This window comes from Lactobacillus gallinarum DSM 10532 = JCM 2011 (assembly GCF_001434975.1).
In the GTDB taxonomy this organism is placed as follows: Bacteria; Bacillota; Bacilli; order Lactobacillales; family Lactobacillaceae; genus Lactobacillus; species Lactobacillus gallinarum.
Map to the genome: position 1 here is coordinate 1 of NZ_AZEL01000004.1, position 21,374 is coordinate 21,374.

The window sequence follows — 21,374 nt, forward strand, 5'->3', positions numbered from 1 at the left end:
AATTGGATCATATCTATCAAGCAGCTTAAGTGTTCAATTTATTATTGCAATTTACGTCAAAGATATTTTATAATTGAGATTAAATTTAAGAAAAGAGAATAAATATGAAAAAAGCGATTGTTTTAATCAGTGTAATGGCCGCTGCGCTATTGACGGGATGCAATAAGCAAACAGCAAAATCAAATTCAAGTTCACAATCATCAAGTAGTTCAAAAATTGTACGTCATGAGACTAAATCATCTAGTGAAGCTCCTCGCATTAATATTCATAAAAAATATAAGGGCTTTAAACTTGCGACTGTACCTAGCCAGTACCGTGGTACCTGGTATCGCGGCGATCCTTATTCTAAAAAGGCTAGAAAACTCGTGATTACTGAGCATACGGTTAACGGCAATGTCACTTATCAGAAAATCGATCCAAATTTAAAATTGAATCGTCACTCTGAAAAACAAAATAAAAAATACTCTGGCAATATTGTTCTAATTGATACTCAAGGTAATTCGTTAAAAGTGCGCGGCTTCTTGGATCTGGTGAACTTGGATTATCAGCCTGGTCAATTTAAGAACCATGATTGTCTCTTCTTAAGCTATGGGACTGATCCTAGTGTCATCAACGGTGCGATTTTTATGGATAAAAATGTTGCACTTAAATATAGAAAGTATGATTTTACTAAGGTAAAGAAATAGTAAACTATTTTACCAATAAACGGCTGGACAAATCATTTAATTTCTTTAGCTATTTCACGATACTAATAAATAAAAGGTCTCTTAGAAAGTTTATGTCTTTCTGGGAGACCTTTATATTTGCTATACATTTTATTCGTAGTCTTCAGGATTAATATCAGGTTTCGGTAAATTTTGCTTATGATCAAAAGTCACACCTTGAATCCCATTCACATAAGTCCAATCCTTAAGTGTCTTCATGTCGCCGGACAAATAATATTTACTGATCAAATTATTCCAAACATCCCGCTTATCCAATGGTACGTTAATCAATCCTGCACCATGATCTATCATCAACTTATTCGCTACTAATATCGCCGTTCTTTTATTTCCATCCCCAAAAAGTTGATTACGCATATTATGATACATTAACGTCATTGCTTTATCTGTAACAGAAGTATCTTTTTGCATCAAATTATTAAAAAAATCTACTTCAGATTGATAATCTAATTCTTGAGGCTTCCATTCACCTTTATCATTACCAAGTTCTACAGTAACTGAGCCTGTTCTAAAACTGCCCGGATTTAACGAATCATACCTCGCAACCAACAGATTAATATTCTGCTCAATTTTTAACGATAGTTCTTTATTTTCCCTAATAACATACTGCCAGCCCCACTTCAATTGAACAATTACGTTCAAATTATTAATAGATAACACCAGCCGGACTCATGCTATCAATAATCGTTTGCGTTTGCGGTAATATAGTATTTACCCCTTCAAAACGTGAATTTGTAAAAACTAATCTAACTAAATTCTTTTTTGGCAAAACGTCTATTTTGTTCTTTTGTTAAGTGAAATTTATCAGGATACATCAATAACTCCTTGTTTATATTCTACTAAAAAGAAAACGACGCAACCAATAACAACAAACTAAGAATTACGAATTTAAAAAGCATCAAAAGTTAGAATTTTCTAACCTTTAATGCTTTTTTACTATGACTTTTCAATCGCATAAGCAATTACCCATATTACTACTATGAAGATAATTGCAATTAGCCACGCAGCTGAAGAAAATTGCCCACCTACTAAAATCATCAGACCAATTGCTACAGCATAGATACCGGCTAATGCCATTTTTGCTCGCTGATATTTTCCCTTTAAAGTATTTTTATACTTCTTTAGTATTTCAGACATAATCGTATAAATGACTATTGCGGTATAGATAAAGGCACTACTGAATGCCATCTCTTTTCTATAATACATTATCCAAAGGATAACCATTAATAGAAACATGAAAACATAACCTAAGATATTCAATACTTTTTCTAACTTAGCTAACTTTTTCTTCTTGGCATAGCTAGCTAAAAGTGCGGCGGCTACCAACACAACAATAACCGGCAAAAACCACTGTCCACCGGTTAAAACACTCGTTAAAAACATCATCTCACCCCTTAAATATTGAACAAGACACCAACAATTGAAAATAGTATCAATACCCAAACGAAACTTATAATCAGACCTAATGCAAAAGCCAACCATTTTTTCATTCTCTTTTGTAAAATTACATAGGTCAAAATTAATACAGCAGTCTGAGGCACAGCGGCCAAGAAATTAGTTAGCGATTCTATCCGCAAAGCACTAATTGCAACAAACGCCAGACTAGTAATGAATGAGATAATCGCCATTCGCTTAACGCTAATATCTTCTACAAATTCAAAAACCAGAAATGCCACAATGAATCCTCCACCAATGTAGGCAGATTTAAAACCATGAAGAGACAAATTCATCAATGAATTGTGCAAACTAAATCCATTTTTAGCAAAATACAATAACCCTGCAATTACAATCCCTAGCAAACTGCACCAAAAATATTTCTTTGCTAAGCCACGATTATTTTTAACTAAAAACCAAAACGCGATGACAAAACCAATTACTGGAATAACTAAACTCGCCACTATCAAGACATCTTGTATATATTCTTTTTTGCTTAAGTCTTCATTCATTTTCCCACCAGATTCCCTATATTTTTCTAAAATTATACACTCATAAGATGAATAAACAATAAAAAGTCGTATTTGAATCAAAGAAAAAATCAAATACGACTTTTAGTAAAAATATTCAGTTAAATCAAAAACAAGAATGCAATTAAAGCAGGAAGCAACTGCACCAGCCAAATCTTTTTAGTTGCAGTAAAACCACCAAAGATGGCCACAACCATGATCATCCCCAACAGTAACTGCCAAACTTTAATCACTGTACCAAATGGGAAAACAAAGTAACTCAAGATTAACAATAATCCCAGCATCCCATTATAAATACCTTGATTAGCCATCGAAACACGAGCTTCTTTTTGCTTAACAAAATTTTCACTCATATCAAAGGCCTTGGCTTGCTGAGCTGGTTTACCAAATATTTCTAATAGACAAATTCCAATATGTTCAATTCCGACAATAAAAACTAGCGCGATCTCAATCATCAAAAAAGTTGCTGCTGTTCCCATACTATCTCCTATCTATTTGACAATGTTGTCACCCGACACTGCGCTCATTTTTAAATGGCTACCATTAGTTTCTTTACCAATTTGCGCATGAGTAGCTTTCCCTCCAAAAATAGTGTTATCACCACTCAATGTTGTCAGGTCACATTGGTCAACTTCAACATTTTCTATTAGATTATCCCCTGAAACAGTTGTAACTGCAAGACTTTTCGTGATTTGACTATTCTTTAAAAGAAAACTACCACTAGTCAGATCCGCATTACCAGAATCGACTTTCAGTTGATCTAATTTTGCATCCCCTGAAACAATGGACAGCGATAGCTTTGCGACCTTTAATCTATCAATCTTCAAATCACCACTAGCAGAGCTAAATTCCAATTCATCTAAATTAACATCTTGTATTCTCGTATCTCCGCTAGCTAGGCCAATATATGCTTCACGTAATTGGTGATCTTTTGGAACAGTAATTTTTACTTTACCTACATCACTGCTTGTCACTACTTCTATTTTGAACAAGCCTTTCTGCCAGAATTTACCATTCTTACGATCAGTTTCAGGCTGCTTAAGTCGCAGCTGCTGCTCATTTTGTATTACTACTGGCTGTTTGTCTTCTGGGCCATGATAGTGAACCTCAAAATGATCCCCAGATTCAATTGCTAAATTTATATCCGCAAAATCTACTTGCAGTTCCTCAAATGCCTCATTAGTTAAGATCTTATCTACCTTTTCAATTTTATCGTTTTTATTAGAAAACATGTTACATCACTCCTTAACTAAGTGAATCTCACGATCAAACAACTGCCGCATGCCTTCATTAAAGTTATGTGCAATAAAGACAATGGTAGCTTTTTCTTTGACCAACTTTTGCAATATATTCATCGTAGCCTTTTGATCAATGGCGCTGGTTCCTTCATCGATCAAGATGATGTCGGCATCGTGAATTTTAGCTCTGGCTAGCACGATCTTTTGTCTTTGACCACCAGAGATATTCAAATTATCCAAATTCAGTTTTTCGTTAACGCCGTCTTTGAACTTGGCAATGTCGGGTGCAAAATTAACTTCATCAATGACCTGGGCAACTTTTTGATCTAAATGATCGTTAAACATCGTAATGTTGTCTTTAATAGTCCCAGGGAAAAGGTTAGGATCTTGCGGAATATAACCGATTTTAGTCATATCTGGGTTGACCACGTTGCCTTTTTTATCTTTAAATTCAACTTTTCCCTTACTTGGCTTAATTGAACCTAAAATCAGCTTGAACAAAGTGGATTTACCAGCTCCAGAGTCGCCTGTTAGAAGGATCTTTTCACCTTGATTGATTTTTAAATCAGGGAAACGCAAGCTTTCGCCATTGGGAAAATCGAGGGCTAAATCATGTGTCGCAATCGTTGCGGGTGCAGCTGTAGTATGTTTTTTCTCTACATTAATTTCAAAAGTGTCTGCACTAATATTATTCATCAAATTATGTGAAGATTTCATATAACTGATTGCCTGCAACATTTGCCGTAAACCAATCGAAATATTAGCTGCAAAATTTTGCACAGACATAATTGCACCGAAGATAATCAATCCCTTAGTGATCAAAGAAGCTGTCATTGCCATCAAAATTATTTGCATGACAATATTGCATACACCGTTAAGAATGATCATCTCTTGTTGTGCTGCAGTTTGCTTAACGTGAGCCTGCTCGACTTTATCAGCTGCTTGCTCTTGCACCTTAAATAATTTGATCCCGGCAAAATATCTTCTAATTTCTTCAAGTCCAGAAAACCACTGCGATAAGGTATTCAAGTACATCTTATTTTGTTTGGATAAATTATCGGTTGCCCGTTCCATCTTTTTCTGGACTAATTTCGGTACATAGTAAGCAAAAATATCTAAGATAACACTAGCAACAAATAATGACCAATGCACAGTAATTAAAGCAACTAAGGCTGCAACAAACATCGTGCCATAAAAAGGAATAATTATATACCACTCAAAATAATTATCTTTTACCAAGTTAAGATCATTAGTAATTCTGTTTTGTACATCTGCAATTGCATGATACTTTCCATCTTTGAAGTAATGATCAAAAAGTTTTTGACGCAGCTTTTGATTATATTCTTCCTCTTGAACCCTAACTTCGTATTGAATGTAATAAATCAATCCTTGTGCAAATATGTAAAAGATACCTAATATTAAAACGGTCCAAAGTACACCAGACCAATTATGATCTTTAACATAAGTCAGCCAATACATCTGAACATAACCACCGCCAATAGCGCCCACTCCAGCTAAGATGGAAAGAACATTAATGTAAATAAAACGGAAATAGTTAGTCTTAATAAATCCTTTAAAGCTCATCTGTTTCACCTGCCTGTCCATTGCTTAATACAATCTTGCGGTCAAAGGCATTTATTAATTCATTTGAAAAGTTATGAGCAATCATGACAATAGTCAGATCGGTTTTAAGCAAGTTCTTCAAAACTTTCTTAGTTGCTTCACTATCTATTGCGCTAGTTCCTTCATCAATAAAAAGCCACTTCGTTTGATAAACCAGAGCACGAGCCAAAATAATCTTTTGTTTTTGCCCTCCAGATAGATTATCTTGATCAAGGTCAACTGCTGTCCTGATTCCTGCAGAGAATTTTTCAATGTCTTTATTTAGATCAACCCACTGAACAGCTTTTTCTGCTAACTTATTCAACTTTGGATCAAACATTGTGATATTGTCTTGAATACTGCCAGGAAATAAAATCCCATCCTGAGCTACGTAGCCAATTTCATCAGAATTAATATTTAAATCTCCCTGTTCATCTACAAAAGAAATTTTGCCTTGAGTTGGCTTCAGTTTGCCCAAAATCAGCTTAAACAAAGTTGACTTTCCAGTTCCGCTGTCACCCAGCAATAAAACTTTCTCTCCCTTTTTCACTTCTAAGTCAGGATAAGTAATTTTCTCACCATTAGGAAAATGCAAACCCAAATTTTCAATTTTTAATTCAGCAATATTTTGATCACCGTGTTGATTTTTTGCAATTTGTACAGGCTTCTCCATCGCTGATATTTTTTGATTAAGTTCTTTAGTTGATTTGATTAAATTCCACTCTGAAACTAAATATGTAATCCCGTTCATCACAGTTGAGCTAAATGCAATCGTCGTCATCACAGCACCAAAAACAATTTGTCCTTGGAAATAGAGATAACCACACAAGAGCATCAAAATTACCTGACCAAAAGTATTAAAACCAGCACTCACTACATCCGCAATAGCTACAGTTTGTCCTTGTTTAATAGCAGCCTTTTTATACGCTGTTGTCGATTGATTTAAAGAGCTATTGAAAATATCAAAGCTAGCATATCTTCTAAGTTCATCTAGTCCATTAATCCACTTAGCAATACTATTTAATAGAGATTTGTTTTTCTCAGTAACTTGAATAGTGGCCTTCGATGTCATATTTTCAAAAAGCTTAGGCAACACTAATGAGATAATTGTCAGAATTAACGTTAAAATAGCTAAAATCCAATTAAAGTAGAATAAAATGATAATGGATAAAATCACATCCAAAGCATACATGTAGACATTTTTTAGTGGTGTCGCATAATTTTTAGTTAACTGATCAAGATTAGCATTCAAATCATTTTGAACTTTAGCTGTTTCCGTAATATTATTTTTAAAAATGAATCGACTAATTTTTATTCTAATTTTGTGCAAATAGTTTTGTGTTTGTTGACTAAATAAATAATCTGAACCAGAGATTAAAAGTAAGCGCATCAAATCTAATACTTGTGAAAGAATTAAAAAGAATAAAAAGCCGCTAAAATTCAAATTTTTCAAATTATTGTAGGCTGGCGTCATTAAATATTGTGTACTAGCGTTTATTGCCATGCCGATTGTTACCATGGCGAAGACTAAGATAAAGCGTCCCCTATGTATCTCGTAAAATCCCTTAATATTCATTCATACTCACATCCATCATATTATTGAAACTATCATATTTTTATTTATTTTTAATTTTACCCCCCTGTTTTTAATTTTCAACTCAATTTTGCCAAGTGGTCAAAAAATTACCCCAAGATGCAAAAAAAGCATGCCAACTTGACATGCTTCTCATCAAAAATATGATATTTTTTTACTTTTCAAACCAATCCCAATCGTTGCCCATAACGTGAACTTTGCTATCACTGTTATCAGCACTACTGATTTTTTCAGCTCTTGTAGGACGTTCAACTGTATATTCATCACGCGTATTCTTCTTCACGATGCCTTCAAATTGAATTACGTCGCCCTCTTCTAGATTTAAGTCTTTGAATGCCTTAGTCATATGAAGGGCAATTTGTTTAACTACTACATTATCTTCATTATCGACAGTTAACTCAGTAAAGATCCCTTTACGATCGTCAGGACGTAGAAACTTCGCAGTAAAGATATGACGATCTCCATCTGCATATTTTGCTAAACTCTCATTGTATATATCAATCATCTGAAAATTCTTCCTTCCGTGTCCACTATAACATTTTTTACTTGTATCGACGCATTTTCATAAGAAAAAGAGCGGCAAACGCACACAGTTGTCGCTCTTTAGCAAGATGATGGAATGAAGAAATTTTTTAATTGCTTATTTCACTTCTAAAGGAGGAAGGATGCTCATCCAGCCACCTGTTATAGTAGTTCTAAATTGTTGATTTGTTAAATGGTTTTAATCTTTTATTCAGCAAGTGCCTTTACTTTAAGTAGCAATGCAATTTTGGCAACATCAGCTTCGTTTTCTGCCACGATCATCGCCTCGTTTGTTAGCGGATAATCGATTGCCTGTTCATGTTCTAAGGCAAATAGTTGCAAAAAAGTTCTCGTGCTCCGACCATTGCCTTCTCTAAAGGGATGAAAGAAATTAATCTTGTCGATCAAACTCGCATAATTTTCAGCAGTCAACGGTCCTTTTTTCGGTAAATTAGAAATAGCTTCGTTAATATCCTCTTCGGCGTAGTCAAAGCGTTCACGTGGGAAAAAGACGGTATTTCCTTTACGAAAATCACCCTTGCGGTAATGTCCCGCCCATTCATATAAAGGTGAGAACATTATCTTATGAATTTTCTTTAAGTCCTCGATTTGGCCTACTTTAACTTTTTCCTTTAACAGCAATAATTCTCGCTCAGCTGAAATTTGAAATTCCAAGTCTGCTAATTCTGCTGCATCCCTAATCCCCAACTTATTCTTCATTGTTCCATTAGGATAAAGAGTCACTGAAATCCAATCTTCTGCCATTAAAATGCCTCATTGATTTCATCAATAATACTTTGATCTGGCTTATTTGCCTGGTCAACTAACCGTGCAATATCTTTAGTTTCCGGCTTCCAACCCTCTAAGTGATTATTCTTTACTACAAAACAAATTTGTTGAAACATTTGGGGATCAGGAATTGTTACTCCTTGGATTGTTTGTTTATCTACATCAATTTCTAGTTTATAATCTTGCATTTTATCTACCAATATTTCTCAAGTGGGCGTTCATCTCTGCCCTCACGACTTTGACGCAAGTGCTCTGTAATTATCATCGTCAACACTTCTGCCAATTTATCTATTTGTTCTACGGTTACATATTCATATCGGCCATGATAATTACCACCACCATTGAATAAGTTCGGAGTCGGAATGCCTTTTGGCGTAATAAAGTTACCATCAGTACCGCCTCTAAATGATTGAACATGTGGTGTCAGACCACACTTGCGATAAGCATCTAAAGCTAAGTTGACGATATATGGCTTATCCTTTAATCCATTATAGATGTTCTCATATTGACGACGAATCTTAACAGTAAAGCGATCGCTGCCATATTTTTCATTCAGCTTCTGAACGATTTCTTTAATTAAATTCTCTTTTGCAATGAATTTATCCCATTCAAAATCACGAATTATCATACTAATATCCGCATGGTCTACCGTGCTTGTAGCATCAGTAACTAAGAAAAAGCCCTCATGATTGCGTGATTTTTCTGGAACTTCATCTTGCGGTAATGCTGATAAAAATTCGTTCATTAATGTGGTGGCATTGACCATTAGGCCGTAAGCTTCACCGGGATGCACAACGGTGCCTTTAATATGAATAGTAGCTTCAGAAGCATTAAAGGTATCATAAGAAAAATCACCGGGGCGGCCATTATCTAAAGTATAGGCAAATTCTACGCCAGGAAAATCGTGCGGATCAAAATATTTACCGCCGCAGCCAATTTCTTCATCAGGGCCAAAAGCAATATATACGTCTCCATGTTTAGCATCGGGATGTTCTACCAAATAGCGTAACATGGAGAGTGCCCCAACAATGCCAGCTTTGTCATCAACACCCAATAAAGTATGACCATCTGAAGTAATTAATGTTTGGCCTTTTAAATTTAACAAATCCGGAAATTCCGCAGGATCGAGAACTATTCCTTCATCTTTGTCTAAATAAACCTTTTCTCCATCATAATCAGAATGAACTTGGGGCTTAATATTTTCAGCATTAAAATCTGCAGTATCAACATGCGCAAAAAAGCCAATCGGTGTAACCTCATCAATTGTATTTTTAGCTAATTTTCCAATAGCAAAGGCTGTTTTATCATTGTAATATGCGTCGAGTCCCATATCTTTTAATTCTTGTACCAACTCTTTAGCTAATACAACTTGACCAGGTGATGATGGAATTTGGTCATGATTTTCAAAGAAAGAACGCGTATTTTCCTTAGCATAATGAATAAATTTATTTTGTTCGTAATTTAAATTATAGAAACTCATATCTCACGCCGCCTTTTCATTTTAATTTCATATTGTATTCAGTATAATAGATTACTTTTATGAATTAAAGGATTTTTCACAAATCGCAACCATAAGTAGATTCAAAAAAGAATATAATGAATTGACAAGAATTATTTGAATGAGAATAGGAAAAACTTATGGATGAATTATTTGAAAAAGCACCTATTAAAAATAGTCCATTTTAAATTAGCCTTCCCTGTGGTGCTAGGGATGATTACCACAATGATTTATAACTTAGCTGACACGATGTTTGTAGCTAAGACTGGTAATACTGACTTGGCGGTAGTAGTCTAATTTCACGTCTTTTGGGTGAAAAGCGTTATGATCTAAGCAAAAGAATCAGCAGTTTTTGTTTATTCGGATCTGTGATTGTTGGTATTATTTTGACAATTTTACTTCTAGTTTTTGCCAAACCAATTTTGATCCTTCTAGGAGCCAAAGCATCTACTTATTCATATGCTTTTGATTTTTATCGGATTATCGCTCTGGGTTCTGTCTTTATTATCTTTTCTTTAGTTCCACAAAACTTAATTCGAACTGAAGGCTTAGCTTTTGAAGCCATGCTCAGCACAATGATAGGAACTATTTTATCTATTATTCTTGATCCCATTTTTCTTTTTGGCTTAAAATGGGGCGCAACCGGTGTCGGATTAGCTAATATCATTGGCTATTTGGTAACTGATTTATTATTAATCTTTTTCACCATCAAGAATGCTCATTACATTAGCTTAAATCCGAAAATTATGAAGATTTCTGGGCAAAATATTAAGAACGTGATTGCCATTGGTATTCCGGGTTCAATCACCAACTTTGCTCAAAGTTTCGGTATGGCTTTACTTAACTCATCTCTTGCCGCATACGGCGCTAACAAAGTTGCCGCTATGGGAATCACTCAAAAAATTTATAGCATCGTCATTTTAGTTATTGTTGGTTTTGCCTTCGGTGCACAGCCATTGATTGGTTATAATTATGGTGCTAAAAACTGGCAACGATTAAAAGACATTTTACGCTTTGATACTCTAGTTTTAGTAGCATATGCAATTATCGTTGGTGGCTTACTGATCATCTTTGCCAAACCAGTGACTGCACTATTTATGAATCAAGCCTCAATTGTTTCAGCTGGTAGCTACATGTTAATTGCCACGATTATTACTACCCCGTTTGTTGGAATTATTTTAGTTTATACTACAGTTTTCCAATCAATTGGGAATGCCTGGGGAGCCTTCGTTATGGCAATTACTCGTCAGGGCATCATTTATTTCATTGTGTTAGAAATTTTGAAGAGTACTTTAGGCTATCATGGTATCGTTTGGTCACAAGCAGCAAGTGATATTCTAACCTGGATTATCGGTTACTTCATGTTTAAAAAGAGTCTAGATCTAAAAGATAAGTTAAAGAAATAAAACAATAAAAGACCTGCAGAATTTGATATTCCGCAGGTCTTTTTTTATCGCAATTATTCATAAATAATAACTGGTTCATTCTTAGAAATGTTATTCCAAACTTTTCTAATCTCGCTAGGCTTAACATTGACACAGCCATGTGAGCCACCTCTTAAGTAGGCTTTCTTACTCCAATCGGTTCTCCAACTAGCATCATGGAAACCACAACCACTTAAAGTAAATGGCATCCAGTATTTAACTGGTGAAGCATAACTTGAACCATCGTCATTGGTACCACGCAAAGTACTTGGAGATTCCTTGTAGTGAATATACCAAACACCACGTGGAGTTTGATCACCCTTGCTACCTTCCATCGTACCAGTAACTACATCATCCAAATGTGCAGCTAACTTACCTTTTCTAACAAGCCAAACTTCTTGCTTCTTTAATGAAACAACTGCATAAGTATTGCCGATTTCATGATTACTCTTACCGTAACCATGAGCGTAAGTACTATAGCCTAAACCATAAATTGCATCAGCACCATCAAAAGTGGTTTTCCCATCTGCAAAAGCTTGTAAGATCAAACGACAAGCCTTTTTAACATAAACGCCCCAGCCCCAGGTCTTATTTTTAATGGTAATTGTCTTACCCTTAACCTTATTACCAGTAGGAACCGTAAACTTATAGCTTTTATGCAAAGTAGAAACTTCTTTATCAATTTGGTTTAATTTTTCAGTTAATTTAGATGTATTGCCAAATTGATATTTACCATCTCGGTAGCTGACATCATTTAAAAGATCTTTGGCCTTTAACTGATAACTCTTGCCATTAATTTTGTAAGTCAATTCAGCCTTCTTTAACGCATTCAACTTCTTCTTAGCAGTAGCTAAATTTTTAGTAGTAAAATTATAGGCTTGATCTGAAGGCGTCTTAGTTTGTTGCTTTTTAAACAGTGCTTCAGTTTCTGCCTCATCGATTGTCGGTGCGGTCGTATTATAGCTATAAACCAATTTTTCATTTCTTAATTGCACATGATTTTTAGCTTTTTTATTTACTTTGGCAGTTGCCTTAGCAACAGTTAATTTGCCAACCTTCACACCATCGATTTTAACATTTGGATTAAAGTGTGTTCGTGCATACTTCTCCGCTGCAGCTTGACTGGCTACACGATGATTGTGAATACCAAAACCTGCAATAATGCTGACCACAACTAAAATACCAACCATTAATATGATTAGATTGCTTCGTTTATTTTTTCTTTTTAGATCCTCGTTCATACTATTCTACCTTTATTCCCATAAGTAAGCTAATAGTTTAAATATAGCACCCAAGAACATATGTGTAAAATCTTATGTTTTTATTTGGCTTTTTTCATGATAACTCTCGTCGCATCCTTCAATGCAAAATATAATATTGGCGTACAAATTGCAGTTGAAATTGAGTTAATTACGGTTGCAGGCAAACTTACAAATGCACCAATATATGCTACTTGCAAGTTCGTTCCTACCATTAATGCTTCAACAATTGAAACGCAATATGTAGTAAAAATCTTAGTCACACCGGCAACAATACCTAAGATGATAATATTCTTCTTACTATCTTGATAATTCATCCCTTTAAAAATTAAGCTCAAAACTGTCGCAACCACAACAACTTCAAGCATAGTGAGCCATGATGTAGCAGCATAACCATTTAATAAATCAAAACCACCTAAACCAATAATTCCGGCAATCATCCCATTGCGATAACCCAAATAAAGAATAGCTACTGCCGTCAAAGTATTGCCAAAATGAATAAATGGTCGACCTACCATAGCAGGTACAGGAATTCGTAAGACCCAGATACCAATATAAATAATTGCTGCAAATAATCCGGTAAAAATCAATGCTTGTAAAGAATTTTTATCTGTTTTCATTATTTTCTATTCCCCACCTTTTCTAATAGCCAACTTAATCCTGCCGCATAATTCGGCCCTAAACGCGGATCTTGCTTAGGAGTATTCAAAATAGCTCGTTCCACAAAATCAGCCGCAATAGAGCAACTTTCTTTTAAACTATATTGATGTATAAATGCCGCTAAAAAGACACTCGCAAAAATGTCGCCGGTACCAAAGAAGCTTCCTAGCAATCTTCTCTGGGTTAGTGACCATTCTTTTCCTTCAGTAATGCCCACTTCTCCGATTTTTTCATCTGACAAATCTATTCCAGTGATAATTACATTAGGAATATCAAATTTAGTCGATAATTCTTGCGCTAAACTTGTAGCCGTTTGAATGGAATTCTCTTCAGCTTTTTTTCCTAATAAAAATGCGGCTTCAGTCATATTTGGCGTTAAAATTGTAGCCTTAGTAACCAATTGCCGCATTTTTTCAATATACTGCTGGCTTAAGCCACGATACATTTTGCCATGATCCGCCATCGCCGGATCTATTAAAATAATTTTTTGACTAAGTAACTCTTTATTTTGCAGCCAAAAATCTAATGCATTTTCACCTAAATAACCTAAATATGCTGCTTTAAAACTTATATCTAATTCTTGCCAATGTTTAGTGATTTGAGTCATTTCATGACTTAAATCTAAATATGTATTATTGCCAAAACCACCAGTATGCGTTGATAAAATTGCAGTCGGTAATACAGTGGGCTTCAACCCACATGCACCCAAAATTGGCAGGGCAACACTCAATGAAACTTGCCCCATACATGATAAATCTTGACTGATTAATACTCCCCCATCAATCATTTTTTCACTCCAATCAAAAAATCCTGCTATTAGCTTAACATAGTTAATAGCAGGAAACATTAAAATTTAACGTGCATTAAATGTATTTGGTTTGATATGATTTAAAATTTGGTAACCAATTGCTTTGTTTCTATTTTCGTCATTTTGAGTTTGATTTAAAAACATGATTAAGCCATTTTGATTATCAGATGTCATTTGAATCCAATTACCAAAGTGAGTGTTGTATAAGTTACCATATGCTGACTTCAAGGCACCGTTATTCTTGATATACATACCACCTGAATAACCATTTGGAGATTTAGAACTCAAGTTAGTCATGTAATTATACTCGGTTTTATTCAAAATCTTTCCATTTGTAAGTCCAACTTGAATACGGTAGTAATCCATTGGTGTAGAGAACAAATTACCTGCACCAACTAATTGAGAAGCTTGTTGTTTTTTAACATATTGTGCCCATTGATAATTTTTCTGATTCCAAGTATAAGAAATACCATCAGTCATACCAGCTGGAACATCTTCCAAGAAGTAAGTTCTCTTTAAATTAAGTGGATTAATAATTCGTTCTTTAACATTATCTTTATATGATTTGCCTGTAACTTGACGAATAATTCCTGCTAACAAAATATAGTTGGTATTATTATAAGAAAAATTGCCTGGTTTATTTTGACTAGTAGAATTTAACTTATCAACCACCCAATTGATGGCACTAGCTTCAGAAACTACGGACCCACGGTTAACCTCCGTGTCACTAGCCTTAAGTCCTGAAGTGTGCGTCATCAAATTACCAACGGTAATATCTGATGAGCCCTTTAAGTTAGGATACCAAGTTGAAATTTTAGTATCTTGATTAAACTTTCCGGCATAGATTAATTGTGTAATCATTGCAGCCGTAATTACCTTTTGCAATGAACAAACAGGATAAACAACCTTTCTATTTCCAGCACCAAGACGCTTGCCATAATAGCCATAGCCATAACTAATTTGTTGTGGATGACCATCTTTAATAATTACGGTAGTACCTCGTGCATAATAATTAGCCAGTGTACTTCTAACAAAACTACGCATTTCAGTTTGATTATAACTTGCGGCATTTACTTGATTAGCGGCTGCTAACCCACCTATTGGTAAAGAGGCAGCCACAGTAAGTGAAGCGGCTGTTTTAATTAATGCCTTTCTTAAATTAATTTTTTTCGTTTTAATTCCCTCCAGAATCGATCAGTTCTTTATAAAATATATTAGCAATTATTTTTTTCAGTGAAGTTACAGATTAGATAAAAATTATTCATACTTAATATGGATAGTCATCTAAATGATCTTTTTCCGTGATTTTGCGGATAACTTTAGCTGGAACTCCCACTGCTAAGGAATTATCTGGAATATCATGCGTAACTACAGCACCTGCTCCAATTACACAGTTGTCGCCAATCGTCACTCCTGCACAAACAGTAACGTTGCTGGCCAACCAGCAATTATTCCCTACCTTAATAGGTGCACCATATTCAATATCTGCCATTTTGCCATCTGCTTGCATTCTAGGATTTCTTTGTTCAGGTAGTAAGGGATGCAAAGGTGTGGCAAAAGTAACATTAGGGCCACACATCACATTATCACCAATGGTAATTGGACAAGTATCCAGAATCGTTAAATTAAAATTAGCATAAAAATGATCACCTAATTTAGTAAAGCGACCATAATCTACCTCGATCGGTCCTTGCAAATAAACCCCTTCTCCGTGATCCGGAAAAAGCCGATCAATAATAGCTTTTCTTTCTAACTTATCTTCATCAGTTGTCAAATTATAATCTCGTGATAAACGATGTGCCAAACTAGAAAAATGTTCCAATTCTTCGGTATCAGGGCGATATGGTTTACCAGCGAGCATGTTCTTAGTATTTTCTTCCATAATTATTTTTCCGCATTCTTTTTAATTTTTTGATCATTAATAATAATTATATGATAAACTCGTTACTGTTGTTAAAAAATAATATATTAAAGAGGAAAAAATGCAAAAGAAAAATATTACAGCTATTTGTATTGGATTGCCTGTCTTTTTGATCTTGGCAATCTCAATCATGATTCATGCCAGCTGGATTAATGGTTTTGACAACTTCTTTGAACAAATTGTTCATACCATTCCTAATCTACAAGGCATTATGAAAAAGATTACTTTTTTAGCAGATACTAAAGTTGATTTAGTATGGATGATTTTAATCGCCATTATTTTATGGATTAAAAAGCAACGCCCTCTTTCGCTTAGTATCGTAATTACTTTAATTACTGCAGATGCTTTTGGATGGGTGGTAAAACACATTATTCAACGTGCCCGCCCTGTGCAACACTTGGCCGTAGATGATGGCTTCAGTTTTCCTAGTGGTCACACATTAGGAATGGCAATTATCGTCTTTTGGTTAATGATGATTTTAATCCCAGCATTAGTAAGAAATAGAACTGCCAAGATTTGGTTGAATGTTTTATTAATCGTTTGGCTGATTTTAGTCATGATTTCAAGAGTATATCTTTATGCTCACTTTCCATCAGATGTTTGTGGCTCTGTTGCTCTTGGAGCAATGTGGGTTGGCATTATCGATGCTATCTGGGATAAAGTTACTCCTAGAACTTCTAAAAATAACTTTTAAAACCAAAACGCTAGTTTTCTAGCGTTTTTTTATGCACAAAAAAAGTCACTAAGGAAAATGTCCTTAGTGGCTTTTCTACACCTTCAAATTTCTTCCTATCAGCAAATGCCATAAGAGACATCTTGCCTAGCCTTTTCATCCTCGGAGCGCTCATCACACGCTCCGCTATTATGATAACAGATTAAATAAGAAATATAAAGTGGTTTGTTTTGATTTTATTGAAACTAAAATTAATTTACCCATTCAGTGATTTTACTGTCATTTTCAGCTACGCCAATCACATTTAAATCTTTAGCCCATTTTTTAAAGTGGTTAACATATGCCTTGCGATTAGCTCCTGCGGAAGTAAAGAATGAGGCTACTTCTCCTTGATATCCCTTCATTTGATCTAATAAGGTCTTGATTGGAGTTGCTGGATAGCCTGACCAAACAGGACTACCAATTAAAATTAAATCATAATTATTAAAATCAATATTATCTAGCTTAATATCTGGAAAACTATTGGCTTGGATTTGATCTAAAGCGATATCATTGGTTTTATATTGATCCGCATCAAAAGTGCCGTCAACAGCATCGACTTCCTTAAGATCACTATCTGAAATTTGAGTATGAATCTTTTCTGCTAATTTCTTAGTATTGCCCGACCATGAATAATACAAAATTAACGTTTTCTTAGCCATAATTAGCCCTTCCTTTAATTATTTTATAGATATAAATAACCTTATAATCATAATTTACCAATTATAGCCGCCAATGTAAAAAGAATAACCTATTAATTTATAAATTGTCTAATTACATTAAGCATTGTGTGACCATATTTTTTCAATTTAGCTTGACCAACACCACTTACCTCTAAAAAATCATTTTCATTTTGTGGCTTAATTTTGGCCATATCATGTAAACTACGATCCGAAAAGATCATAAATGCAGGAACTCTTTGTTTTTTAGCTAGTTCTTTGCGTTTTTCTCTCAAAGCGTCAAATAGACTCACATTTTCATCTTCATCAAAAATTTGCTTCTTCTTTTGAATCTTACTGATCCGCCGTTTTACTATAGCTTTTCCATCTAAAACATCCCAGCCGCGGTTAGTTACATGGAGCAAAGGGTATTTTGTCCCTTCAATTTTTAAATATCCAGAGGCAATTAAATAGTCAATCAAACTTACAGCCTCTTTTTGACTGACTTTTAAGCTATTAAAATGTTCGTATTGCTCCGCATGCATTTCCTGCATCCGCTGATTAGTCGAACCAACTAAACATTGAGCTACGACATTTTTACCAAAACGTCCATCAAGTTCATAAACTAACGCAATAACCTTTTGGGCATCAGTAGTGATATCTTTCAAATCACCTTGATTAAGACAATTTGAACATTTACCACAAGGCGGACAATCTTGACCGAAATAGCGCACAATAAATTGTTGCAGACATTCACCGGTATTTACGTAATCAGTAATCGCCTGGAATTTTTGATATTGTAATTCCTTATATTTTTGATCTGCATCTGATTCTTCAATAAAATAGCGATACTGGTGCAAATCCCCTGGATGGTAAATCATCACTGCTTCACTTTCTTCACCATCTCGGCCGGCTCGACCAGCTTCTTGATAATAGCTTTCAATGTTGCGAGCACTTGATGCATGAACTACAAAGCGGACATTACTTTTATCAATTCCCATACCAAAAGCGTTGGTCGCCACAATTACTTGAAATTCATCAAATTGAAACGCCTCTTGCACTTGTGATCTTTCTTTTGCATTCATCCCGCCATGATAAGCGCCTACTGAAATTTCTTTTTTAGCAAGATAATCCGTTAAAGATTCAACTTTTTTACGAGTATTAGTATAAATAATCCCGGCTTCATCAGGATGAGCCTTAATGTATTGCGCAATGTAAAGCTGAGTATTTTGCGGAGAATTAACCACCTTAAAACTGATATTGGGACGAGCAAATGAAGTAATAATAAAGTTCTCTCGTTGGATATTTAACTGTTGTCCAATATCATCTTGAACTGCTGGAGTGGCGGTTGCCGTCAATGCTAAAATATTCGGCTTACTTTTAAGAGAATTAATTCCTTCAAAAATTTGTCTATAAGCCGGGCGAAAATCGTGGCCCCACTGTGAAATACAGTGCGCTTCATCCACTGCGACTAAATCAACATCCAAGAAGTTAAGCTGATATCTAAAATAATCCATCGTCAAACGCTCAGGCGTAATATAAATTAGTTTGATTTTTCCCTCATATGCCTGACGTAAAATAGGATTTACTTCTTCTTGCGGGGTGGTTGAATTCAATGCCGCGGCGTTAATACCATTTTGTTTTAGAGAATCAATTTGATCTTTCATTAAAGAAATTAACGGTGAAATAACCAGCGTAATACCAGGATTCATTAAAGCAGGAACTTGATAGCAAAGCGATTTACCTGCACCTGTTGGCATAACTGCCAAGACATTTTTTCTATTTAAAATTAAATCAATTACTTTCTTTTGACCGGGACGAAAACTAGAATAGCCAAAAGTTTGTTTTAAAATTTGTTCTGGATTCATAAATTTTCCTAACTTATTTGAAACATTTTCTTTATTTTAGCAGAGTCCATCAAGGATTATAATTGAAGTATTATATGTAAGAAAGAAGGAAAAAAATTGATACATCTTTTTCATCGACGTATCACATTCTCACTCGCTTTAACTATTGGTTTTTTAACTCTGATAATTATCGGAAGCATTTTATTATCACTACCTTTTGCAAATAAAGTAGGACAAACAACTAATTATTCTGATGCACTTTTTACTGCTACTTCAGCGGTTTGTGTTACAGGATTGAGTACAGTTACAACAGCAACACAATGGTCATTCTTTGGTCAATTAATTATCATGATTCTGGTCGAAGTGGGCGGTTTAGGGTTCATGACTTTTGCAGTTATGCTCAGTAATTTTGCTCATCAACGAATGAGCTTAGGCGCAAGAATGCTAACTGGAGAAGCATTAAACCTTAATCGTCCTTCTCAACTTCGAATAGTACAATTGATTATTAAACTTTCCTTGGTCGTTCAACTGATAGGGGCAATATTACTCTTTATCGCTTTAAAGCCGCGATTAGGGATAGGAAAAGGTATTTGGTATAGCATCTTTCATTCGGTAACAGCTTACTGTAATGCAGGATTTGATTTATTCGGACCATCTCTTGAACAGTTTAATAATAATCCCTATTTTCTAACTATTATTATGCTTTTAATCGGTGCTGGTTCATTTGGTTTCTTAGTATGGCGTGACTTGTTAACATATCACATTCATCATAAGCTTACCTTACATACTCGATTGGTATTAACAGTTGGCATAATTATTTTAATATTATCAATAATCGGTTTCTTAATTAGTGAACAAAATCTTAAACAATTTGATGGCAATCTCAACGCTGTTCAGAGATTTTTCAACACATTATTTTTAGCAGTAACGCCAAGAACAGCTGGTTTTGCTTCAATTCCTTATACTAAGCTTAGTGCAGCTAGCATTGTAATTACTATTATCTTAATGTTCATTGGTGGAGCTCCTGGATCTACTGCGGGTGGTGTTAAAACGTCAACAATAGGGATTTTATTCTTACAGAGTTTAGCAACCTTTACTGGAAAAGAAGCATCATTTTCTCATCGTCGCTTCACTCGTAATAATATTAATCGTGCCCTAACCCTATTTTGCTCTGCAATTTTATTAATTATTTTTGCGACACTATTGCTAACTATGACGCAACCACTCTCACCTCATAATGGCATTATCGAAGCAGTTTTTGAAGCAGTTTCTGCATTTGGTACCGTTGGATTAACTCTCGGTCTTACTCCACACCTTAATTTATTTGGAAAAATTATTATTATTGCTTTAATGTTTATCGGACGAGTTGGCATTTATACTTTTATGTATTCTATTTTCAAATCTCATCCTGCTAAACAAAGTTATCGTTACCCAGAGGAGGAAATTATCATTGGCTAATTTACATCAACAACAAAGTTTTGTAGTTTTTGGTTTAGGAAAGTTTGGCATGGCACTGACCATGGCGCTTTTACAAGCTGATCAAGATGTTTTAGTAGTAGATTCAAATGAAGAGGTCGTTAATGATGTCGCTCATTTGGTTACACATGCTGTAATTGCTGACGCTACTGATGAAGAGGAATTACGTGATCTTGATATCGGTTCTTTTGATCACGTTTTCGTTACTATGGGCGAAAACGTGGAAGGTAGTATTATCACTACTATGTTAGCTAAAAAGATTGGTGCACCAGATGTTACTACCCGAGCTAATAATCATAATCACCGTTTAGTTCTAGAAAAGATCGGAGCTGATCACGTCATTGAACCTGAACAAGATATGGCCAGACAATTGATTTTTCATCAGCTTCATCCTAATGTCGTCAACTATTTCAATCTTTCTAAAAACGTATCTTTAGTCGAAGTTAGCGTTGAAAACCCTAGCTTTTTTAACAAATCATTAGGTGACTTGGACTTCCGTAAAAATTACGATGTGAACATCATCGGCATCACTCATAATGGTAAATTGAATCAAGTTCCTCTTGCTACTGACATTATTAATCCGCATGATCGGATCACTTTGATAGGGTCAAATGAAGCCGTGCAGAAGATTAATGAAATTTTACAAGAAGATAAATAAATATAGAGCATTACAAAAAGC

At 34.9% G+C, this 21,374-nt stretch carries 22 protein-coding genes and 1 pseudogene; 5 read left to right on the forward strand and 18 right to left on the reverse strand.

Features of this window, described 5'->3' with window-relative positions:
* Nucleotides 1-104 precede the first annotated feature (104 nt).
* Entirely contained in the window at nt 105-686 is a 582-nt protein-coding gene (locus FC37_RS00580) for a hypothetical protein (RefSeq protein ID WP_025005788.1), read from the forward strand.
* Nucleotides 687-815: 129 nt separating this feature from the next.
* Here the strand turns inward: FC37_RS00580 and FC37_RS00585 are convergent, their stop codons facing one another.
* The 11 genes from FC37_RS00585 to pepT form a co-directional block, all read right to left on the reverse strand.
* Nucleotides 816-1,382, reverse strand: a complete 567-nt coding sequence (locus FC37_RS00585) for a Fic family protein (RefSeq protein ID WP_236697249.1) — start codon at nt 1,380-1,382, stop codon at nt 816-818.
* Nucleotides 1,383-1,658: 276 nt separating this feature from the next.
* Nucleotides 1,659-2,108 carry a hypothetical protein gene (locus FC37_RS00590; RefSeq protein WP_236697250.1) on the reverse strand — a complete coding sequence of 150 codons (450 nt, stop codon included), beginning with the start codon at nt 2,106-2,108 and terminating at the stop codon, nt 1,659-1,661.
* 8 nt (nt 2,109-2,116) lie between these two features.
* Nucleotides 2,117-2,668, reverse strand: a complete 552-nt coding sequence (locus FC37_RS00595) for a hypothetical protein (RefSeq protein ID WP_025005786.1) — start codon at nt 2,666-2,668, stop codon at nt 2,117-2,119.
* 119 nt (nt 2,669-2,787) lie between these two features.
* On the reverse strand, nt 2,788-3,165 hold the full coding sequence (locus tag FC37_RS00600; protein ID WP_025005785.1) for a DUF1304 domain-containing protein: 378 nt from the start codon (nt 3,163-3,165) through the stop codon (nt 2,788-2,790).
* A gap of 12 nt (nt 3,166-3,177) precedes the next feature.
* Nucleotides 3,178-3,918, reverse strand: coding sequence for a DUF4097 family beta strand repeat-containing protein (locus tag FC37_RS00605; RefSeq protein WP_025005784.1), 741 nt, complete (start codon nt 3,916-3,918; stop codon nt 3,178-3,180).
* Nucleotides 3,919-3,924: 6 nt separating this feature from the next.
* The gene (locus FC37_RS00610) at nt 3,925-5,508 is read right to left on the reverse strand and encodes an ATP-binding cassette domain-containing protein (RefSeq protein WP_025005783.1); all 1,584 of its coding nucleotides are present in this window, start codon (nt 5,506-5,508) and stop codon (nt 3,925-3,927) included.
* Complete coding sequence (locus FC37_RS00615; protein ID WP_025005782.1) at nt 5,498-7,102, reverse strand: ATP-binding cassette domain-containing protein; 1,605 nt, start codon at nt 7,100-7,102, stop codon at nt 5,498-5,500. Before FC37_RS00615 ends, FC37_RS00610 begins: the two co-directional genes overlap by 11 nt.
* 172 nt (nt 7,103-7,274) lie before the next feature.
* Entirely contained in the window at nt 7,275-7,625 is a 351-nt protein-coding gene (locus FC37_RS00620) for a hypothetical protein (RefSeq protein WP_003628488.1), read from the reverse strand.
* Nucleotides 7,626-7,849: 224 nt separating this feature from the next.
* Complete coding sequence (locus tag FC37_RS00625; protein WP_025005781.1) at nt 7,850-8,407, reverse strand: Fic/DOC family protein; 558 nt, start codon at nt 8,405-8,407, stop codon at nt 7,850-7,852.
* The gene (locus tag FC37_RS00630) at nt 8,407-8,619 is read right to left on the reverse strand and encodes a hypothetical protein (RefSeq protein WP_025005780.1); all 213 of its coding nucleotides are present in this window, start codon (nt 8,617-8,619) and stop codon (nt 8,407-8,409) included. Before FC37_RS00630 ends, FC37_RS00625 begins: the two co-directional genes overlap by 1 nt.
* Nucleotides 8,620-8,624: 5 nt before the next feature.
* Complete coding sequence (gene pepT, locus FC37_RS00635; RefSeq protein ID WP_025005779.1) at nt 8,625-9,911, reverse strand: peptidase T; 1,287 nt, start codon at nt 9,909-9,911, stop codon at nt 8,625-8,627.
* Nucleotides 9,912-10,069: 158 nt separating this feature from the next.
* Here pepT and FC37_RS00640 point away from each other — a divergent pair.
* A pseudogene (locus FC37_RS00640) lies at nt 10,070-11,335 on the forward strand (MATE family efflux transporter).
* 53 nt (nt 11,336-11,388) lie between these two features.
* On the opposite strand, the gene FC37_RS00645 reads toward FC37_RS00640, so the two are convergent.
* From FC37_RS00645 to FC37_RS00665, 5 genes are all read right to left on the reverse strand, one after another.
* Nucleotides 11,389-12,594 carry a L,D-transpeptidase family protein gene (locus FC37_RS00645; RefSeq protein WP_025005778.1) on the reverse strand — a complete coding sequence of 402 codons (1,206 nt, stop codon included), beginning with the start codon at nt 12,592-12,594 and terminating at the stop codon, nt 11,389-11,391.
* A gap of 80 nt (nt 12,595-12,674) precedes the next feature.
* Nucleotides 12,675-13,232, reverse strand: coding sequence for an ECF transporter S component (locus FC37_RS00650; RefSeq protein WP_025005777.1), 558 nt, complete (start codon nt 13,230-13,232; stop codon nt 12,675-12,677).
* Entirely contained in the window at nt 13,232-14,059 is an 828-nt protein-coding gene (locus FC37_RS00655) for a PfkB family carbohydrate kinase (protein ID WP_056945440.1), read from the reverse strand. Before FC37_RS00655 ends, FC37_RS00650 begins: the two co-directional genes overlap by 1 nt.
* 66 nt (nt 14,060-14,125) lie before the next feature.
* Complete coding sequence (locus tag FC37_RS00660) at nt 14,126-15,223, reverse strand: serine hydrolase domain-containing protein (protein WP_025005776.1); 1,098 nt, start codon at nt 15,221-15,223, stop codon at nt 14,126-14,128.
* A gap of 124 nt (nt 15,224-15,347) precedes the next feature.
* Nucleotides 15,348-15,962, reverse strand: a complete 615-nt coding sequence (locus FC37_RS00665; protein ID WP_025005775.1) for a sugar O-acetyltransferase — start codon at nt 15,960-15,962, stop codon at nt 15,348-15,350.
* A gap of 100 nt (nt 15,963-16,062) precedes the next feature.
* On the opposite strand from FC37_RS00665, the gene FC37_RS00670 reads away from it, so the two are divergent.
* Nucleotides 16,063-16,695, forward strand: coding sequence for a phosphatase PAP2 family protein (locus tag FC37_RS00670; RefSeq protein ID WP_025005774.1), 633 nt, complete (start codon nt 16,063-16,065; stop codon nt 16,693-16,695).
* A gap of 230 nt (nt 16,696-16,925) precedes the next feature.
* On the opposite strand, the gene FC37_RS00675 is transcribed toward FC37_RS00670, so the two are convergent.
* Both FC37_RS00675 and recQ read right to left on the reverse strand, forming a co-directional pair.
* On the reverse strand, nt 16,926-17,375 hold the full coding sequence (locus tag FC37_RS00675; RefSeq protein ID WP_025005773.1) for a flavodoxin family protein: 450 nt from the start codon (nt 17,373-17,375) through the stop codon (nt 16,926-16,928).
* A gap of 92 nt (nt 17,376-17,467) precedes the next feature.
* Nucleotides 17,468-19,240 (reverse strand): DNA helicase RecQ, encoded by a 1,773-nt coding sequence (recQ, locus tag FC37_RS00680; RefSeq protein ID WP_025005772.1) that lies wholly within the window; start codon nt 19,238-19,240, stop codon nt 17,468-17,470.
* 96 nt (nt 19,241-19,336) lie between these two features.
* Here recQ and FC37_RS00685 point away from each other — a divergent pair, with 96 nt between their 5' ends.
* Both FC37_RS00685 and FC37_RS00690 read left to right on the forward strand, forming a co-directional pair.
* Nucleotides 19,337-20,677, forward strand: a complete 1,341-nt coding sequence (locus FC37_RS00685; RefSeq protein ID WP_025005771.1) for a TrkH family potassium uptake protein — start codon at nt 19,337-19,339, stop codon at nt 20,675-20,677.
* Complete coding sequence (locus tag FC37_RS00690) at nt 20,670-21,353, forward strand: potassium channel family protein (RefSeq protein WP_025005770.1); 684 nt, start codon at nt 20,670-20,672, stop codon at nt 21,351-21,353. Before FC37_RS00685 ends, FC37_RS00690 begins: the two co-directional genes overlap by 8 nt.
* Nucleotides 21,354-21,374 lie beyond the last annotated feature (21 nt).